The sequence below is a fragment of the Saccharicrinis fermentans DSM 9555 = JCM 21142 genome, assembly GCF_000517085.1.
GTDB lineage: Bacteria > Bacteroidota > Bacteroidia > Bacteroidales > Marinilabiliaceae > Saccharicrinis > Saccharicrinis fermentans.
Map to the genome: position 1 here is coordinate 4,285,420 of NZ_KI912107.1, position 19,742 is coordinate 4,305,161.

At 37.4% G+C, this 19,742-nt stretch carries 20 protein-coding genes; 9 read left to right on the forward strand and 11 right to left on the reverse strand.

All coding sequences use genetic code 11. The features are described 5' to 3' along the window. Nucleotides 1-38: 38 nt before the first annotated feature. The 9 genes from CYTFE_RS0117425 to CYTFE_RS0117470 form a co-directional block, all read right to left on the reverse strand. Nucleotides 39-1,079: a GMP reductase gene (locus CYTFE_RS0117425; protein ID WP_027472851.1), complete on the reverse strand. Its 1,041-nt coding sequence runs from the start codon at nt 1,077-1,079 to the stop codon at nt 39-41. Between the two features lie 74 nt (nt 1,080-1,153). Then, nucleotides 1,154-2,032 (reverse strand): ATP synthase F1 subunit gamma, encoded by an 879-nt coding sequence (gene atpG / locus CYTFE_RS0117430; RefSeq protein ID WP_027472852.1) that lies wholly within the window; start codon nt 2,030-2,032, stop codon nt 1,154-1,156. Nucleotides 2,033-2,056: 24 nt separating this feature from the next. Beyond that, nucleotides 2,057-3,646: a F0F1 ATP synthase subunit alpha gene (gene atpA, locus CYTFE_RS0117435; RefSeq protein ID WP_027472853.1), complete on the reverse strand. Its 1,590-nt coding sequence runs from the start codon at nt 3,644-3,646 to the stop codon at nt 2,057-2,059. 28 nt (nt 3,647-3,674) lie between these two features. Continuing rightward, entirely contained in the window at nt 3,675-4,211 is a 537-nt protein-coding gene (gene atpH, locus CYTFE_RS0117440) for an ATP synthase F1 subunit delta (RefSeq protein ID WP_027472854.1), read from the reverse strand. A gap of 95 nt (nt 4,212-4,306) precedes the next feature. Next, nucleotides 4,307-4,804, reverse strand: coding sequence for a F0F1 ATP synthase subunit B (gene atpF / locus CYTFE_RS0117445; protein WP_027472855.1), 498 nt, complete (start codon nt 4,802-4,804; stop codon nt 4,307-4,309). A 36-nt stretch (nt 4,805-4,840) separates the two neighbouring features. Then, a complete protein-coding gene (atpE, locus tag CYTFE_RS0117450) occupies nt 4,841-5,047 on the reverse strand; it encodes an ATP synthase F0 subunit C (RefSeq protein ID WP_044212316.1) in 207 nt (68 codons plus the stop codon). A gap of 37 nt (nt 5,048-5,084) precedes the next feature. Further along, entirely contained in the window at nt 5,085-6,164 is a 1,080-nt protein-coding gene (gene atpB, locus CYTFE_RS0117455) for a F0F1 ATP synthase subunit A (RefSeq protein ID WP_027472857.1), read from the reverse strand. Nucleotides 6,165-6,569: 405 nt separating this feature from the next. Beyond that, nucleotides 6,570-6,953: a bactofilin family protein gene (locus CYTFE_RS0117465; RefSeq protein WP_027472859.1), complete on the reverse strand. Its 384-nt coding sequence runs from the start codon at nt 6,951-6,953 to the stop codon at nt 6,570-6,572. 128 nt (nt 6,954-7,081) lie between these two features. Then, nucleotides 7,082-8,893 (reverse strand): adenylate/guanylate cyclase domain-containing protein, encoded by a 1,812-nt coding sequence (locus CYTFE_RS0117470; protein WP_235208062.1) that lies wholly within the window; start codon nt 8,891-8,893, stop codon nt 7,082-7,084. Nucleotides 8,894-8,983: 90 nt separating this feature from the next. On the opposite strand from CYTFE_RS0117470, the gene CYTFE_RS31255 reads away from it, so the two are divergent. The 6 genes from CYTFE_RS31255 (at nt 8,984) to CYTFE_RS0117495 (ending at nt 16,803) form a co-directional block, all read left to right on the forward strand. Then, the gene (locus CYTFE_RS31255) at nt 8,984-9,481 is read left to right on the forward strand and encodes a universal stress protein (RefSeq protein WP_235208061.1); all 498 of its coding nucleotides are present in this window, start codon (nt 8,984-8,986) and stop codon (nt 9,479-9,481) included. A 60-nt stretch (nt 9,482-9,541) separates the two neighbouring features. Further along, entirely contained in the window at nt 9,542-9,817 is a 276-nt protein-coding gene (locus CYTFE_RS31260) for an adenine nucleotide alpha hydrolase family protein (protein WP_235208060.1), read from the forward strand. A gap of 104 nt (nt 9,818-9,921) precedes the next feature. After that, on the forward strand, nt 9,922-10,497 hold the full coding sequence (locus CYTFE_RS0117480; RefSeq protein ID WP_027472861.1) for a non-canonical purine NTP diphosphatase: 576 nt from the start codon (nt 9,922-9,924) through the stop codon (nt 10,495-10,497). A 17-nt stretch (nt 10,498-10,514) separates the two neighbouring features. Further along, a complete protein-coding gene (gene porZ, locus CYTFE_RS0117485; protein ID WP_027472862.1) occupies nt 10,515-12,890 on the forward strand; it encodes a type IX secretion system anionic LPS delivery protein PorZ in 2,376 nt (791 codons plus the stop codon). 57 nt (nt 12,891-12,947) lie between these two features. Continuing rightward, complete coding sequence (locus tag CYTFE_RS0117490) at nt 12,948-15,692, forward strand: DUF3352 domain-containing protein (RefSeq protein WP_027472863.1); 2,745 nt, start codon at nt 12,948-12,950, stop codon at nt 15,690-15,692. 118 nt (nt 15,693-15,810) lie between these two features. Further along, nucleotides 15,811-16,803: a Gfo/Idh/MocA family protein gene (locus CYTFE_RS0117495; RefSeq protein ID WP_027472864.1), complete on the forward strand. Its 993-nt coding sequence runs from the start codon at nt 15,811-15,813 to the stop codon at nt 16,801-16,803. A 163-nt stretch (nt 16,804-16,966) separates the two neighbouring features. Here CYTFE_RS0117495 and CYTFE_RS0117500 read toward each other — a convergent pair whose 3' ends face one another. After that, nucleotides 16,967-17,404 (reverse strand): Rieske (2Fe-2S) protein, encoded by a 438-nt coding sequence (locus CYTFE_RS0117500; RefSeq protein WP_027472865.1) that lies wholly within the window; start codon nt 17,402-17,404, stop codon nt 16,967-16,969. 133 nt (nt 17,405-17,537) lie between these two features. On the opposite strand from CYTFE_RS0117500, the gene CYTFE_RS0117505 reads away from it, so the two are divergent. The 3 genes from CYTFE_RS0117505 to CYTFE_RS0117515 all read left to right on the forward strand — a co-directional run bounded on the left by CYTFE_RS0117505 (nt 17,538) and on the right by CYTFE_RS0117515 (nt 18,977). After that, nucleotides 17,538-17,990: a hypothetical protein gene (locus CYTFE_RS0117505; RefSeq protein ID WP_027472866.1), complete on the forward strand. Its 453-nt coding sequence runs from the start codon at nt 17,538-17,540 to the stop codon at nt 17,988-17,990. Nucleotides 17,991-18,100: 110 nt separating this feature from the next. Next, a complete protein-coding gene (gene greA / locus CYTFE_RS0117510) occupies nt 18,101-18,574 on the forward strand; it encodes a transcription elongation factor GreA (protein WP_027472867.1) in 474 nt (157 codons plus the stop codon). Between the two features lie 10 nt (nt 18,575-18,584). Continuing rightward, nucleotides 18,585-18,977 carry an HIT family protein gene (locus CYTFE_RS0117515; protein ID WP_027472868.1) on the forward strand — a complete coding sequence of 131 codons (393 nt, stop codon included), beginning with the start codon at nt 18,585-18,587 and terminating at the stop codon, nt 18,975-18,977. Nucleotides 18,978-19,110: 133 nt separating this feature from the next. Here the strand turns inward: CYTFE_RS0117515 and rimM are convergent, their stop codons facing one another. Further along, nucleotides 19,111-19,659 (reverse strand): ribosome maturation factor RimM, encoded by a 549-nt coding sequence (gene rimM / locus CYTFE_RS27060; RefSeq protein ID WP_044212313.1) that lies wholly within the window; start codon nt 19,657-19,659, stop codon nt 19,111-19,113. Nucleotides 19,660-19,742: the final 83 nt, after the last annotated feature.

Below are 19,742 nucleotides of genomic sequence, written 5' to 3' on the forward strand. Positions count from 1 at the left end.
CAAAGCCCTGATGAACAACAATTCACCAGGGCTTTGTTTTATTTTGAATACACTTTATTTTCTTGTTCCGCTACCCGAATAAAAGTAGTCCGTTTAGATAGCTCTTTTAATTTTGACGCACCCACATATGTACATGTACTACGCAGGCCACCAAGAATATCTTGCAGCGTATGTTCTACAGGGCCACGATAAGCTACTTCCACCGTCTTACCTTCGCTAGCTCGATATTCTGCAACACCTCCCACATGTTTATCCATGGCAGTGGCAGAGCTCATACCATAAAACTGCTTATATACTTTACCTTCTTTTTCGATGGTTTCGCCACCACTCTCGTCATGACCGGCCAACATACCTCCCAACATCACAAAATCAGCTCCGGCACCAAAAGCCTTAGATACATCACCTGGAACAGAGCAACCTCCATCACTGATAATCAGCCCTCCCAGACCATGAGCTGCATCTGCACATTCAATAATTGCCGAAAGCTGAGGATATCCCACGCCGGTTTTAACCCGTGTAGTACAAACCGAACCAGGTCCTATACCCACCTTAACAACATCAGCACCTGCCAGCAGAAGTTCCTCTACCATCTCTCCGGTTACCACATTACCTGCAATAATCACTTTGTCAGTAAATTGGGTCCTTGCTCTCTTTACAAAAGACACAAAATGTTCTGAATAACCATTGGCCACGTCAATACAAATAAATTTTAACGACTTATTAAAGTCTAATATTTGAGTCACTTTATCAAAATCAGCCTCACCGGTACCTGTACTTACCGCGATATAATCTTCTATTCCTTTGGGAGCACTATTTATAAACGTATTCCATTCTTCCACTGTGTAATGCTTATGAATCGCAGAAAAAAGCTTTTTCTTACCCAAAGCAATGGCCATTTCAAAGGTTCCCACAGTATCCATATTAGCTGCCATCACAGGAATACCTGTCCATTGCACACTACTATGCAAAAACTTAAATGTTCGTTCCAAACAAACCTGTGATCTACTTTTTAATGTAGATCGTTTAGGCCGAAACATAACATCCTTAAAACCTAATTTAATTTCATTTTCTATTCTCATAATATCAATCTTTAGCGCACAAAAAAAGGCGGCAATCAATACCAACCTTTAAATATCTTACTTAATATATAACTTTATTTCCTTAAGGCCTCTGCCCCACTAACAATTTCAAGAATCTCATTTGTAATGGAACTTTGTCGCGCTTTATTATAACTTAACTGCAATTCACTTATCAAGTCTGAAGCATTATCGGTTGCCTTATGCATCGAAGTCATTCTGGCACCATGCTCAGCAGCCACAGAATCCAACACAGTTTTAAAAAAGATAGTCTTCAAGGCTTTCGGAATAAGCTCACTCACAATCGTTTTTTCATCTGGCTCATATAAATATACAGATGCATGTCTCGGATCCTTTTCAGGTAACTGAAGGGGGAGAAACTGTTGGATCGTAGCATTTTGGACTGCAGCATTAACGAATTCATTATACGCAACAAAAACACGGTCATACTTCTTTTTTCGGAAGTCATCAAAAATACGGTTTGATATATCTTCCACCGCACTATAACTAAGATGATTATAGATATCATTTTTTTCATCTACGCAAAGAATACCTGCAGATTTCAGGAGCTTTTCACCTTGCTTTCCAATAGCCAGCACATCCAAAGATGCATTTTTAAAGAGCGATGCATATTCTTCCTTTATCAGCTTTGTTACCTCTTTCACAACATTGGAATTAAAAGCACCACACAAGCCCCTGTTACTAGTAATCATTACTACAAGCACCCGCTTGGTTTCTCTCACATCGGCCAAATCAATTTCTATACTATCATCTTCCACTGAGTTAATCAGGTCGTAGATAATCTCATTGAGTTTATCTGCATAAGGTCTCATTCGAACAATATTATCCTGTGCTTTTTTCAGCTTAGCAGCGGATACCAGTTTCATGGCACTGGTCACTTGTCGAGTTGTTTTAACCGAATCTATGCGTGTACGTATATCTTTTAAGCTAGCCATCAGCTAATCATATTATTATAATTCTTATTCCTCTTCAACCACCTTAAATCTTCGGGCTATATCGGCAGCTACTTCCTTAAGAACGTTGGTTTCTGCATCAGATATTATTCCATTTCCAAGAGCCTCTATCACTTCCTTATGTTTCATTTCCAGGTCATCGATAAAGCTTCGCTCAAACTCTTTAACCTTTACCAGAGGCACATCCGACAACAACCCTTGCGTTCCACAATAGATCAATGCCACCTGGTGTGCTATTTTTACCGGTGCATATTGCGCCTGTTTTAACAACTCCACATTCTTACCTCCCTTGTCAAGAACAGCTCTAGTAGCTGCATCCATATCTGAACCAAACTTAGAAAAAGCTTCCAGTTCTCTATATTGTGCCTGATCTAACTTCAAAGTACCCGACACTTTTTTCATGGACTTTATTTGTGCATTACCACCCACACGTGAGACTGAGATACCCACGTTAATCGCCGGACGAATACCTGCGTTAAACAAATTTCCCTCCAGGAATATCTGACCATCAGTAATGGAGATCACATTGGTGGGAATATAAGCAGATACATCACCTGCCTGCGTTTCAATAATAGGCAACGCAGTTAAAGAACCTCCTCCTTTTACTTTCCCTTTGATAGACTCCGGTAGATCATTCATTTGAACAGCAATCTCATCGGAATCGATAATTTTTGCAGCCCTTTCCAACAAACGAGAGTGTAAGTAAAACACATCACCCGGATAAGCTTCTCTACCAGGTGGACGACGTAACAACAAGGAAACTTCACGGTAGGATACAGCCTGCTTCGACAAATCATCATAAATTATTAAGGCAGCTCTACCCGTATCTCTAAAATACTCACCAAGAGCAGTACCCGTAAAGGGGGCATAAAACTGCATGGCAGCAGGATAAGAAGCACTAGCAGACACCACGGTGGTATATTCCATTGCCCCGTACTTCTCCAGTGTTTTTACAATCTGAGCCACCGTAGAACCCTTTTGTCCGATGGCCACATAAATACAATAGACAGGCTTTCCTTTTTCAAAATTATCACGTTGATTGATAATAGTATCAATGGCTACAGCCGTCTTTCCTGTTTGACGATCTCCAATAATTAACTCACGTTGTCCCCTACCGATGGGAATCATTGAATCAATGGCCTTCAAACCTGTTTGCAAAGGTTCTTGAACAGGCTGTCGATAAATTACACCTGGTGCTTTTCTCTCCAAGGGAAACTCAAACAACGCTCCGTCAATACTACCTTTACCATCAATCGGGTCACCATTGGTATCGATCACACGGCCTAACATACCATCACCTACCATAACAGAAGCAATTGTTCCGGTACGCTTTACAATATCCCCTTCTTTAATCTCATGTGACGCACCCAAAAGTACAACACCCACATTATCTTGTTCCAGGTTTAAAACAACACCTTTGCAGGACTCAAATTCAACCAGCTCATTAGCTCTCACGTTGTTAAGCCCGTATACACGCGCAATACCATCACCCACCTGGAGCACTGTACCCACCTCTTCCAGGTTAGTTTCTGTTGTAAAACCTTGTATTTGCTTTTTTAATAGTTCCGAAACCTCGGCAGGTCTAATATTTTCCATTCATACAATTTTAACAGGTAGTAATTAACTAACTCAACAGTCTCTTTTTAATTTGCTTCAACTTATTGGCCACCGTAGCATCCATCATCTTTCCATCCACCATTAAAATAAAACCACCAATCAGGTTATCCCTAACCCGCACTGTCAGTTCTATCTGAGACCCCAACTCTTTATGAAGCAACTCTTTAATAGCCAGCAGATAGTCCTCATCCAACGCAAAAGCAGTATATAACGATACAGACTTAATATTTTTCTCCTCCTTATAAAAGTCAACATAATTTCGGGCTATAGAAGCCAACATAAGTTCGCGCCTATTATCCACCATGATATTTAAGAAATTCATGGTTAAATCGCTTACATACTTATCAAAAATATTTTTTAGCGCCTTTTTCTTTTTACTGGGGGTAATCACCGGACTTTTCAAAAGCTCATTAAACTCCTCTGTATTATTACAATAATCCCAGAGCATAGTCATGTCTTTATACACATTCTCCACCTGGCCTTTTTCCTTACTCAAAAGAAATAAAGCCTTTGCATATCTTACGGAAATTAAACTGTTGTTCATGTGTTATTTATTGTGCATTTAAGGTCACATGCTGCAGCGTTAAAACTTAGGCTAAAAATTAAATCTTAAGGCTATATCATTTCCCCACTCCGTAATTAATTAAATTTTACATTCTCAAGGTAGCTATCAATAATAGCTCTTTGCTTGTTGTCGTCTTTTAATTCAGATTGGATGATAAGACCAGCAATATCAACCGACAATTCGGCCACCTGCTTTTTTAATTCCTTCATGGCAGCTACCTTTTCTGCCACTATTTGTTTTCTCGCTGAATCGATTATTTTATCGGCTTCCTGACTTGCACCAAGGCGAGCCTCCGCTATGATTTTATCCTTCAGCTCACGGGTTTCCTTCAACAGCTCGTCTCGCTCATCTTTAGCAGCATCCATCATCTCCTGCCTAACCTTGACCAGATTATCTATTTCAGCCTTGGCCTTTTCGGCAGCTTGCAGCGATTGCTCTATGGTCTCATTCCTAACATTTAAAGCATGTAAGATAGGTCCCCATGCATATTTCTTTAGGATAAATACCAAAAAAACAAAAGAAAGAGTAGTCCAAAAAACTAAACCCGGATCGGGTGTTAATATAAAATCCATACGCCTCGTTTTAAATAATCAAACACCTAAAGAAAGTTATCCTTTAAGAAGAGCAACTACAATAGCAAATAGGGCTAATCCTTCAATAAGTGCAGCTGCAATAATCATAGCAGTTTGTATTTTTGAGGAAATTTCGGGCTGACGTGCCATTGCTTCCATCGCTCCGAAAGCTAATTTCCCAATTCCTAGGCCTGCACCTAATACGATAATTCCCAGACCTACAGCTGTAAGAGAAAGTGTCATAATTTTATAATTTTATAAATGTATATTAAATGATTCCTTAATGTTCATAATCTTCAACCGCCATTCCAATAAATAAAGCCGATAACAATGTAAAAATATAAGCTTGTAAAACAGCTACCAATAATTCAAGTGATAGCATAATCACAGACAATATAACGGATACCGGGGAAATATAAATTGTTTTTAAAATAAAGACGAGTGAAACCAAACTTAATATAACGATATGTCCGGCTGTTATATTAGCCAGTAAACGAATCATCAGTGCAAATGGTTTCGTAAACAGTCCTATAATTTCAACGGGAACTAATATTAACTTTACAAAAAAGGGAACTCCCGGAGCTGTTAATGTGTGTTTCCAGTAGCCCTTACTGCCATTAATATTAGTCAATAAAAATGTGATAACAGCCAATACCATCGTTACCGATATATTACCAGTAAAGTTACTTCCTCCAGGGAAAAATGGTATTAAACCCAACAAATTATTAATCCATATAAAAAAGAAAACAGTCAGCAAGTAAGGCACAAATTTATGTGCCTTTTGAGGACAAATTTGGGCTTCCACAATATCCTCCTTCACAAACAAGATAATAGGCTCCACAAATGCCTGTATTCCTTTGGGCTTTGCCGGACCAGCTCTATAGGCCCTTGCCGAAGCCACAAATATCCATATAATCAAAGCAATAGACAACCACATGGACCAAACATTTCGTTTCAAAGAAAAATCCAATGGCACATCATTGCTAATATGTCCTAACGCATCTTTATAAATAGTACCCTCTGCATCTGTTTTATAAATCTTACCATGGTGATACAAAAAGTAACTCCCTTTACTTTCGGCTATATGCGTGTCATCGTCAAACTTGGAATATAAGAAAAAATGTACTTGACCCTGATCGTATAATATAATAGGTAAAGGTATCTCAATGTGCTTCTCGTGCTCACCCTCACCCCATGAAAGGATGTGCCATACGTGCGCATCCGATATATGATGCATAATCAAACTGGTTGGATCAAAAGCCTTTTCACTTGGTTCTGAAGGCACCTCTTCTTCGGAAGCATACATGCTTGAATAAAAGACACTCGCGAGCAACATTAGTACACAAAGAAATTTCCTCATCACAATTTTAAATCAATCGAACATTTATTTCAATCATTTCTTACGACAATAACAACCGAAAAGTTAAGATAAACCAAATAATTTATCATGAAAAATAAAGCAATGCCCTCTTTTTGGTGATGATCGCCCAATAAAAAGGGAAGAATATAAATAAGCGCGGCCACCATTTTTATAACAACTCCAGCCAAAATAACGCTAACGCTATATATAATAATCTTTTTGTTGCGATATTTGGTGAGCAGAGCTGTTAAAACAAATATCAGAAAGAGAAATATCTGTCCTTCCAATACAATTTTCCATAAATCCTTGTAGAAAAAATAAGTGACAACACCATTTAACAAGAGTAATACAAAAAAAAGTATCAGGTAATAGAGGGGCAATCGCCATCTACTATATGTGCTATGATTATTTTTTAGCACTGTTTGCCTGAGGTTCTACCATACCAGAACTACCTCCCATTTGACATTTACCAGTAAACACCGCGCCTGGCTCAATGGTCAACTTACTGGTTTCGATGTCTCCCACCAACTTTGATGTTGCCTTTAATGAAAGCAATTCTTTCACCATCACTTTACCTTCTAAAGCACCTTCAATCTCTGAGTTAAGACAATTAACCTCTCCTTTAACTTTTCCTTTAGCACCAATCACCACTTTTCCTTTAGATGCAATATTACCTTCTATTTCACCGTCAATTCGGATGCTTTCAGTGGTTTCGATATTACCTATAATTTTAGTACCTGAACCAATTAGGTTATGTAATTTAGTTTCGGGTTCGTAAGACTTTGCCATATTTTATGATTTTAATTGTTGCTTATAATTTTTCCAATGTCAAAGAAAATAAAAAAATGATGTAATATTAATATACTTCCCTTAAAAAATACCTATCAAAAGTATTTCTATGCTATCCATACCTTATCTTACATTAATAATTTCTCAATCTTGTTCAATTGCATTTCTTTATTCACCTGCCTTAACTTTTTAGCGGTTTCGGTATAGTACACATGCTTACTAAGAAAAGCATGCTGCTTTTTGTTCCATTCCTTTTGTGAAATTTTACCCTTATAGTTACATAATTCTTCCCAAAGCTTTTCTGATAATGGAATAAAATCAGCCCTTCCCAAATAGTCAAGGTCTGCATCTTTAATAATTTTCTCCATCAACAAAGTTGGTTCAGTATTACTTTCGGTGGCCATAATCAATTGACTAACGGCTTCAATTTCACTTTTAGTATATAAAAAATGAGGTAATATTTCTTTTGCAATTCTCACACTTTGAACCTCATGCTTCATTGGGTTCATCATATAACCTGTATCATGGAACAAAGCAGCGGTTTTAACCAGCAATAACTCCTTACTATTTAAGCCTTCAGCTCTACCCAAAACCTCCACTTGGGTACAAACATCGATGGTATGTTTTATACTATGATATTTAAAAGACGAAGGAAGCTCCATACGCAACTGACCCAATACCACTTCCTCCAAATCATTATAACGAATCCATTGAAGCTTCGTAAAAAAATCTTCATTGGGATAAATACCTTCACCTTTGACAGAAAGGTGTGGCACGATACCCTTTACAAAATACATATCTGTTTCTCCCTTATATTTAATAGGCATCTTACCCCTATATTCACATTCAAAAAAATCTTTCACCAGCTGATATGTAACACCTGAAATATTTATTTTGCCTGCCACACCTGATGACTCCATCCTACTGGCTATATTTACCGTGTCACCCCAAATATCAAACGACAGCTTCTTTCGCCCTACCACACCGGAAATTACCGGACCGGTATGAATACCCACGCGTAGCTCCCAGAAATCTTTTCCACTTTTGGGTGCATTCTGCCCCTTCTCTTGCATAAAACGTTGCATTTCTATGGCTGCCATCACAACCTCAATGGGGTTGGTCCTATTTTTCTCTGGTAATCCACCGGCACACATATAAGCATCGCCTATGGTTTTTATCTTCTCTATCCTATACTTATCTGCTACCTCGTCGAAATGTACAAAAAAACGATCCAGCTCATCAATTAAATTCTCCGGATTCATATGCTCCACAATCTTTGTAAATCCTTGTATATCGGCAAACAAAACTGTTGTCTTTTCATACTTAACAGATGCCCTTTGTGTTAACTTGGGCACTTCTGTAAGTGGAGGCTGAGGACGAATAATATACTTTTTTAACAAGGGTGCAATGGAATCACGTTGCCAGGAATGGGCATCACCTTTACCTCTCAAACTTATCTTTAAGATCGTAATCCCAAAAACAATCAGCAACAACAATAGAATAGTCGAAAACAAATATCTGTTGTATGGTGCTTTTATTTCCAAGTAAACAGTTTGTGTACAAACCTTTGATTCCAGCACAAATGCATATGTTCCATGATCTAAACCACCATAGCTAACACTGTTTTTTAATGTCCATTCCCCAAATCCCGCATCCAATCCTTTCAGATAATAGCGCACCAACTGCACATGATTAATATCGGGAGGCACAAAATTGAACTCCACAAATGTAAATTTATTCGCATTTACCTCTATTGTGTCCGATATCCTTGATAACGGAATGGTATCTCCACAAAGAATAATAGAACTTATTATTTTTTTTCTTATATTCTTATTAAAAATACCTTCCTTTGCAAAGCAGTTATAGTCCTGTAATGTTAAGAGAAATAGAACAACTAAAACAAGTCTCCGGGCACTTTTGATTAAAACTTTATTAGTCACAGCAGATTGTTTTAATCTATAATTCTTGATTTTTTACCAAAAGTAGTATATTTATTTCGCAAAATAAACCGTATATTTTAAATAAACCTCATGGAGAACTCTGAAAACATAATATTGGTACCGTATGACTTCACCGAAGTTGCCATGCATGCAGTAGACCATGCCAAGTCTATCTCAAGCAAAAACAATATTAAAATTTGCCTGTTGCATATTGTTAAAAAAGATAGCGACATTGAACCTTCCCTTCAAAAACTAAACGAAGAAACGGCTCTTATAAAGGATAAATACAACATAGAAACCCAAGGTATTGTAAGAGAGGGAACCATCTTTAAAACCATCAACGAAGTAGCGCAAGAAATGAATGCTATTATGGTTATTATGGGAACACATGGTATCCGAGGAATGCAAAAACTGACCGGGAGCTGGGCTCTAAAGGTTATTGTTGGTTCTAAAATACCATTTTTTGTGGTTCAAGAAAAACCGATCGACTGCGAAGTGAAAAAAATTGTCTTCCCCGTAGATTTTAAAACCGAAAATAAAGAAAAATTATACTGGGCAGAATTTATTTCTAAACTAGTTAACACCTAAATATATCTTTTAAGCAGTTCCACAAAAGACGGTGTTATAGAACCCAGAACAAAAGCTAACTTGGTTTTTTGTAAAAAATTCTTCGAAGAAAAGGGTATTGACTACGAACTATCCTTATCGGAAGGTAAAGGCTCCTTTGCACAAGAAACCATTAATTTTGCGGACAACATTGAGGCGGCTGCCATCATAATCATGACTACCAGAGACATTGCTTTTCATGATTATATACTTGGAGCCAACGAACAACAAATCATCGCCAATAGCTACAAAGTACCTGTTATGGTGATAAACCCAAGAACCGATTTAATGAAATATGGTTACGGAGGTGGATTTTAATTTTAAGAAAAAATGATCATCCTTAAACAACGACCATGCAGTCGTTGTTTTTTTTTAAGTAATAAAATATTTTTGCATTCATTCATAACGTTATCTATATTAACATGAAACTTGTTTTTGCAACCAACAATCATCATAAACTCCAAGAACTTCAAGAAATCTTGGGCACAGCGATAGCTTTAAAAAGCTTAGATGATATTCATTGCAACACCGAGATTCCTGAAACAGGAATGACCCTCGAAGCAAATGCCTCCCAGAAATCAAGATATATTTACGACAACTATCATCTCAACTGTTTTGCAGATGATACAGGACTGGAGATTGAAGCACTAAATGGTGAGCCGGGCGTATTCAGCGCCCGCTATGCTGGCGAAGAAAAGGATGCACTAAAAAATATGCATAAAGTTCTGCATAAGATGCAAGGCATAGAAAACAGAAAAGCAAGATTCAGAACTGTTATTTCGTTGATCATAGACCAAACGGAGTACCAATTCGAAGGCATCGTCAATGGACTTATTAAAACCGAGGCATCAGGAACCAAAGGATTTGGCTACGACCCTATTTTCATACCGGAAGGATATCCTATTTCTTTTGCCGAAATGGATTCAATGGAAAAAAATAAAATAAGTCATCGCGCTAGAGCCGTTGAAAAACTGGTTCATTTTTTAAAAACACGATAGATACAATATCTTTTACTATGAAATTATTCATAACATTTTGTTTGTTTATACTTGGTCTTCATATATGTAAGGCTCAGGTAGCGGTTGGGAGCTGGCAAGACTATCTGTCCTTTACCCATGTTAATAGCGTAGAGAAGCTGAACCACAAGGTATATGCAGCTACTGACATTGGACTGCTTGTTTACGACACACAAGAAAATGTAATTGAAAAGTTCACCAAACTCAATGGCTTATCGGATACCGAAGTAACAGCCATTGCCAAATCAAACAGTTTAAACCTACTTATTATTGGTTACAACAACGGCAATATTGATCTGCTTATTGACGATGAGGTATGGAATATTCCTGACCTTAAAATGAAGGCACTTGTAACAGAGAAAAAAATTAACCATATACATATTCACGATAACTTGGCCTATTGTTCTACAACTTTTGGAATTATAGTAGTCAATCTGATAAAAAAGGAAATAGCCGATACCTATTTACTAGGTAACAACTCAACCTTTTTAACGGTAAACCAAATAACTACAACCACTGACTCCATTTTCGCCAGCACTAAAAATGGAGTTCTTGGTGCACCTTTGGAGAGTAATTCACTCTCGTTCTATGAAACCTGGAAAACCGTGAGTTCCGATAACGAGGAATATCTAGCCATAGTTACCAACGAGGACAAATTAATTGCTGTCAAAAAAAATAATAACTCCGGTAACATCATGCAATACAATCACGGTCAATGGGAGTCTTTATTCCAGCATACAAATTTTGTTGATCTAAAGTTTTATAATTCGCAGCCATATATAATTAGTAATTCAATAATCTATATATACGATAAAAATCTAAATCTGCTCGATAGTATTAAACAATATTCCTTTGAGGAACAAGAGATCAGCCCTGATTTTTCATCTATTTACATAGACGAATCTAATCATCAATGGGTGGGCGATGCATCCAATGGCTTGATTCAAATATCTAGTCCCAATGACCTGCTCCTGGTTCCGGATGGCCCTAGTTCCAACACGGCCTACAAAATGGCAGCATCAGAGAATGCCTTATGGGTGGTAGCTGGTATTAATCATTACGTAGCTCCTGAATTTCACCCCGCCGAATGTTCCCTCCTAAAAAACAATGAGTGGAAACACTTTACAAAACAAAACAATACGTATCTAACTGACGCATATAACCTTAATGACATTGCCATAGATCCAAGAAATGAAAATCATGTTTTCATCAGCAGTGCACATACAGGTATATTTGAATGGCTGGATGATGAAATTGTAAACCATTATATGCGGGAAAAAAAGAATGCCCCCATCGACCTGGCATACATATGGAGCATCGTAAACGGTGTAGTAATGGATAAGAATGGTAATTTATATGCCAATAACATGAGCGACTCTATACCTGTTATTGTAAAACCAGATGTTTTATTAAACACCGATAGCGCCAACTATTACGGATGGTATCTGTATGACTATGAAACATCTGACATTGCCGACTCTGATCCATGGTTATGGCAAACAATTGTCACCTCCTGGGGACATCTATGGAGCATTTCAGCCCGTAATCCCGTAGGTCTTTTTGTTTATGACACGGCCAATACCATACAAACAGATAGTGACGATAATTATAGATATGCCGGCGAGGTGAACAATTCAGGCAATGACCAACTGTTACTCTGGGACGAAGACGGTAATGTATTAAATATGGATCCCATCTGTTTGGCCGAAGATAAAAACGGATATATATGGGTAGGAACAAGCAGCGGAATCGTGGTTTATTATCGTGCACGAGACATTTTTGATATAGACAAACCCATTGCATCTCGGATTAAGATATCCAGAAACGATGGAAGTGGCCTTGCAGACTATCTACTAGAGAATGTGCAAGTTAACTTTATAGCAGTTGACGGCGCCAACAGAAAATGGATTGCCACTGAATCCAATGGTGTATATCTAATATCGGCCGACGGAACAGAAACGATTGAAGAGTTCAACACAAACAACAGCCCTCTATTATCTGACAGAATCATTTCTCTGGCCATCAACCCCAAAAGTGGTGAGGTATTTATTGGTACAGACAAAGGAATTATGTCGTACAGAGGAACAGCAACTGAAGGAGAAACGAACTTCTCAAATGCAAAAGCTTTTCCCAATCCGGTTCAACCAGAATACCAAGGCTTAATTACTGTAACAGGCTTGATGGAAGACTCGGAGGTAAGAATCACTGACATCAGTGGCAAAATAGTATATCAGGCAAACTCAACAGGTGGTCAAATGGTTTGGGACGGCAAAAACACATACAATGAAAAAGTCAGTAGTGGTGTTTACCTCGTATTTGCAACCGACGATGAGGGTTCCAATAAAATGGTAACCAAAATAATGATCATCAGATAAGAACCAAAAATATTTTACTTGTACCTTAGTAACCTTTAAAAGTTTTATAAGTATTTTATGACCAGACGAATTACATTTATAATTATATCAATAGTTCTTGTAGGATTACTTGTTTATTCATATGTTCATTTTTCCAATCTTAAGAACTTTAAAAACAACCAAACCATTCAGGCCATACCCACCGATGCTTCGCTTATTATACAGGTGCAAAAACCCAGCCGTGTAAGCAACATCATACTAAATGGCATCAGTTATAACGAGCCTCTCCTTAAGTTTCACTGGTTCAAAAGCTTCTTTACTTTTTTAAAAGAAGCGCAGGGGGATACGCTTATTTTAAATGAACACATCTCTCACTTTATTAAATCTAAACCCATCACCATATCACTTCACCCACTTGGTAAAGATGATGTGAAACCTCTGTTCACCTACTCTATCAGTAACAAAGCACAAGAAAATGGATTTATCAATTACCTTGAGGAAAATCCGGATAAATGGATCATTCATAAACGAAAATACAATACTTCCACTATCTATTCTATAAAACCCACAGGCATAAAAACTGAGTTATATGTCAGCTTTTATCGAGGACTACTAATGATTAGCCCTTCCTCCTTGCTCATAGAAAATGCCCTGAGACAACTTAGATCCGACTTCTCACTTATGTCGGATAAAACATTTGCCAAGCTTTTTAAAACAATAGGAAACAATAGCGACGCAAACCTATTTATTAATTTCAACAACATCGCACATACCTTGTCAAAAGCTTTTAGTCCAGCGCACAAAAAAAAGCTATCATTCTTATCTCACATTGCCTCTTGGGGAGAATTTGACCTCACCCTCAACGACACACATATATTATCCAATGGTTTTTTATATACAGATGAAAACCAAACCAAAATAAATGCTTTATTTAAGGATATAGATCCAGGTTCCACAAAAATAAATGAGGTAATACCCGACAATGCAAGCTTTGTGCAGTCATACAGTTTTGATGACAACGAGCAATTACGCATCAACCTAAAAAGTTATCTACAAAAAAACGGTTCATATCAGGCTGTTCAAAGTAACTATAAGAACCTGGACCTAAAAGACCCCTTGGAATCAACACAGCAAAAAGTATTTAACATCATTGACAAAGAATTTTCCTACATCGTTAACAACGACACTGAAAACAATCACAATAGCTATCTTATTGTACGCACCAAAAGCAAGTCAAAAACCATGAAGCTATTAACGAACTTGCTAAATTCAGACATAGAACCAATAACATATTACCAATTAGATCAACAGGTCAAGTATCCCATTTATCAATCCAAAGCAGCGCAAGTATTCCCCACTCTGCTAAGTCCTTTTTGTCCTGAACCCCCTCAAAAATATTTCACATTCGTAGATAATTACCTGGTGTTCTCCAACTCTACCCAAAAGCTGTCAGATCTAATTTATGCCCATATTTTAAATAAGACCTTAGGCAATAGCAAATACCACCAGGATTTTACCGATATGTTTTCATACAAACAAAATATGTTTGTTTATTGCGACATTTCAAAAATAAAATCGCTGCTACCTGGAGCCAGTCATCTAACACTTCTTAATCCTACAAGAACACAGCAAGAAAGCCTAAACCAGTTTTATGGTTTGGGTATTCAACTGACCACAGCAGCAAACTACCTCATATATTTAAATGCCTGTGTGCATTACATGCCCATGCGCGAAAGCGAGCCTGAAACAGTATGGCAAAGTGGACTTGACAGCACCATTATTGGAAAACCTGCACTGGTCATCAACCATTATACCAAAGAAAAAGAGATCATGGTTCAAGACAAGTCTAACATGCTCTACCTATTATCAAACTCGGGCAGGGTGTTATGGAAAAAGAAACTGGATGCACAAATAAAAGGCGAAGTCACCCAAATAGATTTTTACAGAAACAATAAATTACAGTACATTTTCAACACCGAAAACAGGATTTACCTATTGGACAGAAATGGAAATAACGTTGAAAAATATCCCATCGACCTAGCGCATAAAGCCACTAATTCAATCGCCGTATTTGATTACGACAAAAACCGAAACTACAGAATATTTGTGGCATGTGCCAATAGAAAAACCTATGTCTTTGACAAATATGGAAGAAAAATTACCGGTTGGAAAGCTAAGGCAACCGAAGGTCAGGTTAGTCAGCCTATTCAACACATTAGAGCACTGAAAAAAGATTACATTGTATTTGCAGATGACAAACGCAACTATATATTGAATCGAAAAGGAGAAAATAGGGTTCTCATCCAATCAGATTTTGTCCGTAATGAAAATAGCTTATTTTACTTATTATTAGAAAATAATATTCCTTCACTGGTGACAACCGACACCAACGGAAATTTGCGTAAAATTAATTTAAACACAGGCGAATGCAAAATGACTAAACTCCTTCATTCAAAAGAAGACCATCATTTTATAGCCCGTGACATAACAAAAGACAAGGGGGTGGAATACATTATTGTGACCCGTAAAGAGGTATACACTTATAAAGCCAACTCAAAAAAACTTTTTGAGGTTCAAATAGACGGCGATTTACTACCTACTGCGGATAGCTATCTGTTTTCAAGTAACAATAAAAAAATTGGAGTATTTGACAAAGAAAATAACAAAATATATCTCATTAACAGTAATGGTACCATCTATAAAAATTTCCCATTAAGGGGGGAATCAAGATTCAGTATAGGCTTTTTAAATAATGAAAGTACTAAATTTAACCTGATTGTTGGTGGTGCCAATAATTACTTATACAACTATAAAATAGAGTAACGCAGCATCTAGTCATCAGAACCAACATATGAAACGAGCCATGGGAATGGATTCACTCACAGGAGTATCATTAATTCTGGTGAGTTCCATATGACCATTGAAAAATAAATATAATCATATGAAAAAATTAAAAATTGGAGTTCTTGGTGTTTCAAACCATTTAACAAAACGCATCGTTCTACCGCTACAAAACACCACACATTGCGAGCTTTACGCCATCGCCTCCCGGAACGCAAAGAAAGCAGATCTGTTTGCCAAGGAGTTTGGTATACCCAAAGTGCATAATAGTTACGAGCATTTATTGCAGGATCCTGACATTGACTTTGTATATATCCCTTTACCAAATCACTTACACCTAGAGTGGATAAAAAAAGCAGCCATGGCCAAAAAGCATATTCTATGTGAAAAACCACTGGCACTAAATGCAAAAGAAGCACAGGAATGTGCAGACCTAGCCTCTAAACAGGATGTTAAACTCATGGAGTCTTTTATGTACAAATTCCACCCCCTTTGGATACATGCAAAAAACACCATCCGAACCAACCAATTGGGTAAGCTAATGTATATAAACGCATCATTTGCGTATAATAATCCAGCACCTGATAATATTAGAAATAAAAAGGACTTTGGAGGGGGTGCACTCATGGACATCGGATGCTATGCAATTTCTGCTTCGCGTTTTATTATAGGTAAAGAGCCTTCTCAGGTAATTTCCATACATGAAAAACATGCAGAATTTGGCACAGATGTACTCAGCTCAGCCATACTAGATTTTAAAGGTACACATGCCTGCTATACTGTCTCTACACTAAGTCATGCAAATCAGTTTGTGGAAATCATTGGTAGTGCAGGCCGCATACGTATTGAGATACCATTTAATACTTACGTGGATACACGCGCAGCAATCACTATTTCTACCGGACAAGGTGAAAGAACAGTAACATTTGATGTATGTGACCAATACGGGCTGATGTTTGATGCTTTTGCTAAATCCATTATGGACGCTAAAACAAGCCCGGTTGAACCGGAAGATGCAGTGTATAATATGAAAGTGATTGACGCTGTGTTTAAATCCAGCGAAACACATCATTGGGAAAAAGTAAATCAATAAGAATAATTGTTAAATAACTGTGCCGTTTGTGAAGAGACGGCACAGACGCTTTACCCTCATTTACCACCCCCTTGCAAAAGATAAAACAAACGACCTACTTGTGCCTGAGCAATAATAAGAAATCGTTCATACAACTCCATAATCCTTATGGTAAAAAGATGTGTTAGTTACTTATTTGCAAGCTACCATCAACAACTTCAGCGTTATACGGATAGAGTCCGTAATGCGAGGGGCCATCTAACAAAGCCCCATCGGGGATAGAAACAGCAAACAAAGAACCACAGGTGGGGCACTTACAATAACCATCCTCCGTCACTTCCACCAGGCTACTCCTACTTTTTTCGTTGGGACACATCAAATCAAAGACATAATACTCCTGGTCACTCAATCTATAGATTACAACGCCGGCATTTCCTATCAGTTGATTATACGAATCAATTTTAACAACAAAAGGATTCTCCTGGTTATATGCTGGGTCAGTTGCTATAAACTTAAGCCGTGCAAAAAAACTAACTTGAGGTATAATTTCTTCGGTATCGGTACAAGAATGCGTACCCAACAAAAAAACAATAATGAAGGCTGAAAACAACTTGAACTTCATGATGTAAAAAGTTTAATTCAATACAAATTTATTAAAAAACCACTAGTATAATGTATCTTGCTAAAAAAAGGACAATGACTATTATAAATTCAACAGATATTTTTATATTTTTATTGTTCGTAAATTAAAATAAATGGAAGACTTAGGAGATTTTTTATATATCATTGTTGCCATTATAGGAATTGTGTATAGTATTGCGAAAAAGAACAACAAAAAAGCGCAAGAAACACCCCCACCAATCATAGCTGAGGAGGATGATTTTTGGGACGAAGAACCACTTATTATCCAGAAGGAAGAAACAGAAACCCCGGTTTTTCAGAAAGAAGTACCGGTGAGTAAATATTCAGAGCGTCCAAAAGATTTTTTTGTCAGGGAACCTGCAAAACAACGGGAGCCGGATAAAGCGATGATAGAAAAGAAAAAACAGATGGCCAACAGCTATACCCGGGTAAAAAATACCCCGACAAAACAAAAAGTCCAGGAAGTAGAATTGCAAGAACAGGCCGATCTCGAAGCAAGCACAATGGACTTTGACTTAAAACAAGCTGTTATCTATTCCGAAATTCTTAAGCGACCAGAATTTTAAATAAAAAGTTCATTTCAATTTAATCACATAATTTATATCTTTGCAACAAAGAGTTTCGGTTTCCGGGATTCTTTATTTTTTTATATAGAATACATAAAGGAGGAATAAAGATGTCAAATGTAAGTTATCTTACCGAAGCGGGTTTAAAAAAATTAAAGGAAGAGCTTCACCAATTAGAGACGGTGGAAAGACCCAGTATTTCGGCACAGATTGCCGAGGCTAGAGATAAAGGAGATTTGTCGGAAAATGCAGAGTATGACGCGGCCAAAGAGGCACAAGGACTGCTGGAAATGAAAATTTCCAAGCTAAAAAACATATTGGCTAACTCCAGGATTATTGACGAATCTAAAATTGATACTTCAAGGGTTCAACTCCTGAATAAAGTGAGAATCAGAAACCTGAAGAACAATGCAGAAATGACCTATACCCTGGTTCCCGAGAGTGAAGCAAACCTCAAAGAAGGTAAGTTATCTATTTCTACGCCCATCGCCAAAGGCTTATTAGGGAAAGAAGTTGGTGACCAAGCCGAAATTCAGGTGCCCTCAGGGCTTATGACTTTTGAAATTGTAGAAATATCTATTTAATTCATACTTTATGTCAACCATTTTTTCAAAAATAGTGAAAGGAGAAATTCCTTCATATAAAATCGCGGAGGACGACAGGTACTTTGCGTTTTTAGATATTAACCCATTACAAGAAGGACATACACTGGTAATTCCTAAAAATGAGGTAGATTACATTTTTGATCTGGATGACGATACATTGGCAGGCTTACATGTGTTTGCTAAAAAAATAGCGCAGGCACTGGACAAAGCCATGGAATGCAAAAGGGTAGGTGTGGCTGTCTTAGGACTGGAAGTTCCTCATGCTCACATCCATCTGGTTCCTCTTCAGGGTGAGGGTGACATTAATTTTTCCAACCCCAAACTTAAGTTTAGCCCTGAACAGTTCAATGAAATCGCCCAAAAGATTAAGCAATGCCTATAGGGCTTGTTGAAATATATTTTTATAGATAAAGGTTGAATGTCAATAACATTCAACCTTTTTTTATCTTACACTTTAATTCGATGAATCATTAGCCCTTTGCAATGGATTTTCTAATGCATTTTCAGGTATAACTTCACATGTCTAGCTCATCATTGTCTTCATCAAGATACAGATCAACCAATCCATCAGGCAAATCAACCTTCAACATCGATTGTGAAGCATCCACCTCCTTAATAAAATCAGGATTGATAGGGACAAGTATTTCCTTACCCTCGTAATCTAATACAAACAAAGGGTTATTGGATATATCCTGAACCTCAACTATTTCACCAATAAAAGCTTTGCTCTTATCGTATACCTTATACCCTACAAAAGCATTACTAGTAAACTCCTGCTCCTCTTCCATCTCTGACTTTTCCACATACACTTGCGTACCACACACCCCACTAGCCTTTGTTTCACTATCAATACTCTCCAACTTCACCAACATACTTTGAGCACTTTTCACGCGGTACGATTCTACATAAAAAGGAACCAATCCGTGATCAATATCCAGGAGCAGAAACTCCCAATCCATATCCTCAGTATAAAACCCATCCATCAGAGCAAGAGATAACTCTCCTTTAACACCATGTGTTTTCTGAATAAAACCTATTTGAACAGTATTTTCTTTTAAAAGCATATCATAAACTATTGAGCATATAAAAGTAGATAATTATGGGCCATAAAAAAACCCCCATAAAAAATGAGGGTTTCTTTTATAAA

Excerpts from the sequence above, each read along its gene's own strand:
- atpA (WP_027472853.1), bottom strand. The coding sequence starts at position 3,646 with ATGGAAAATATTAGACCTGCCGAGGTTTCGGAACTATTAAAAAAGCAA.
- atpF (WP_027472855.1), bottom strand. The coding sequence starts at position 4,804 with ATGGATTTTATATTAACACCCGATCCGGGTTTAGTTTTTTGGACTACT.
- rimM (WP_044212313.1), bottom strand. The coding sequence starts at position 19,659 with ATGCTTTTAAAAGAAAATACTGTTCAAATAGGTTTTATTCAGAAAACA.
- atpG (WP_027472852.1), bottom strand. The coding sequence starts at position 2,032 with ATGGCTAGCTTAAAAGATATACGTACACGCATAGATTCGGTTAAAACA.
- porZ (WP_027472862.1), top strand. The coding sequence starts at position 10,515 with ATGAAATTATTCATAACATTTTGTTTGTTTATACTTGGTCTTCATATA.
- CYTFE_RS0117515 (WP_027472868.1), top strand. The coding sequence starts at position 18,585 with ATGTCAACCATTTTTTCAAAAATAGTGAAAGGAGAAATTCCTTCATAT.
- CYTFE_RS0117490 (WP_027472863.1), top strand. The coding sequence starts at position 12,948 with ATGACCAGACGAATTACATTTATAATTATATCAATAGTTCTTGTAGGA.
- CYTFE_RS31255 (WP_235208061.1), top strand. The coding sequence starts at position 8,984 with ATGGAGAACTCTGAAAACATAATATTGGTACCGTATGACTTCACCGAA.
- CYTFE_RS0117480 (WP_027472861.1), top strand. The coding sequence starts at position 9,922 with ATGAAACTTGTTTTTGCAACCAACAATCATCATAAACTCCAAGAACTT.
- CYTFE_RS0117495 (WP_027472864.1), top strand. The coding sequence starts at position 15,811 with ATGAAAAAATTAAAAATTGGAGTTCTTGGTGTTTCAAACCATTTAACA.
- atpB (WP_027472857.1), bottom strand. The coding sequence starts at position 6,164 with ATGAGGAAATTTCTTTGTGTACTAATGTTGCTCGCGAGTGTCTTTTAT.
- greA (WP_027472867.1), top strand. The coding sequence starts at position 18,101 with ATGTCAAATGTAAGTTATCTTACCGAAGCGGGTTTAAAAAAATTAAAG.
- CYTFE_RS0117425 (WP_027472851.1), bottom strand. The coding sequence starts at position 1,079 with ATGAGAATAGAAAATGAAATTAAATTAGGTTTTAAGGATGTTATGTTT.
- CYTFE_RS0117505 (WP_027472866.1), top strand. The coding sequence starts at position 17,538 with ATGGAAGACTTAGGAGATTTTTTATATATCATTGTTGCCATTATAGGA.
- CYTFE_RS0117465 (WP_027472859.1), bottom strand. The coding sequence starts at position 6,953 with ATGGCAAAGTCTTACGAACCCGAAACTAAATTACATAACCTAATTGGT.
- atpE (WP_044212316.1), bottom strand. The coding sequence starts at position 5,047 with ATGACACTTTCTCTTACAGCTGTAGGTCTGGGAATTATCGTATTAGGT.
- atpH (WP_027472854.1), bottom strand. The coding sequence starts at position 4,211 with ATGAACAACAGTTTAATTTCCGTAAGATATGCAAAGGCTTTATTTCTT.
- CYTFE_RS0117500 (WP_027472865.1), bottom strand. The coding sequence starts at position 17,404 with ATGAAGTTCAAGTTGTTTTCAGCCTTCATTATTGTTTTTTTGTTGGGT.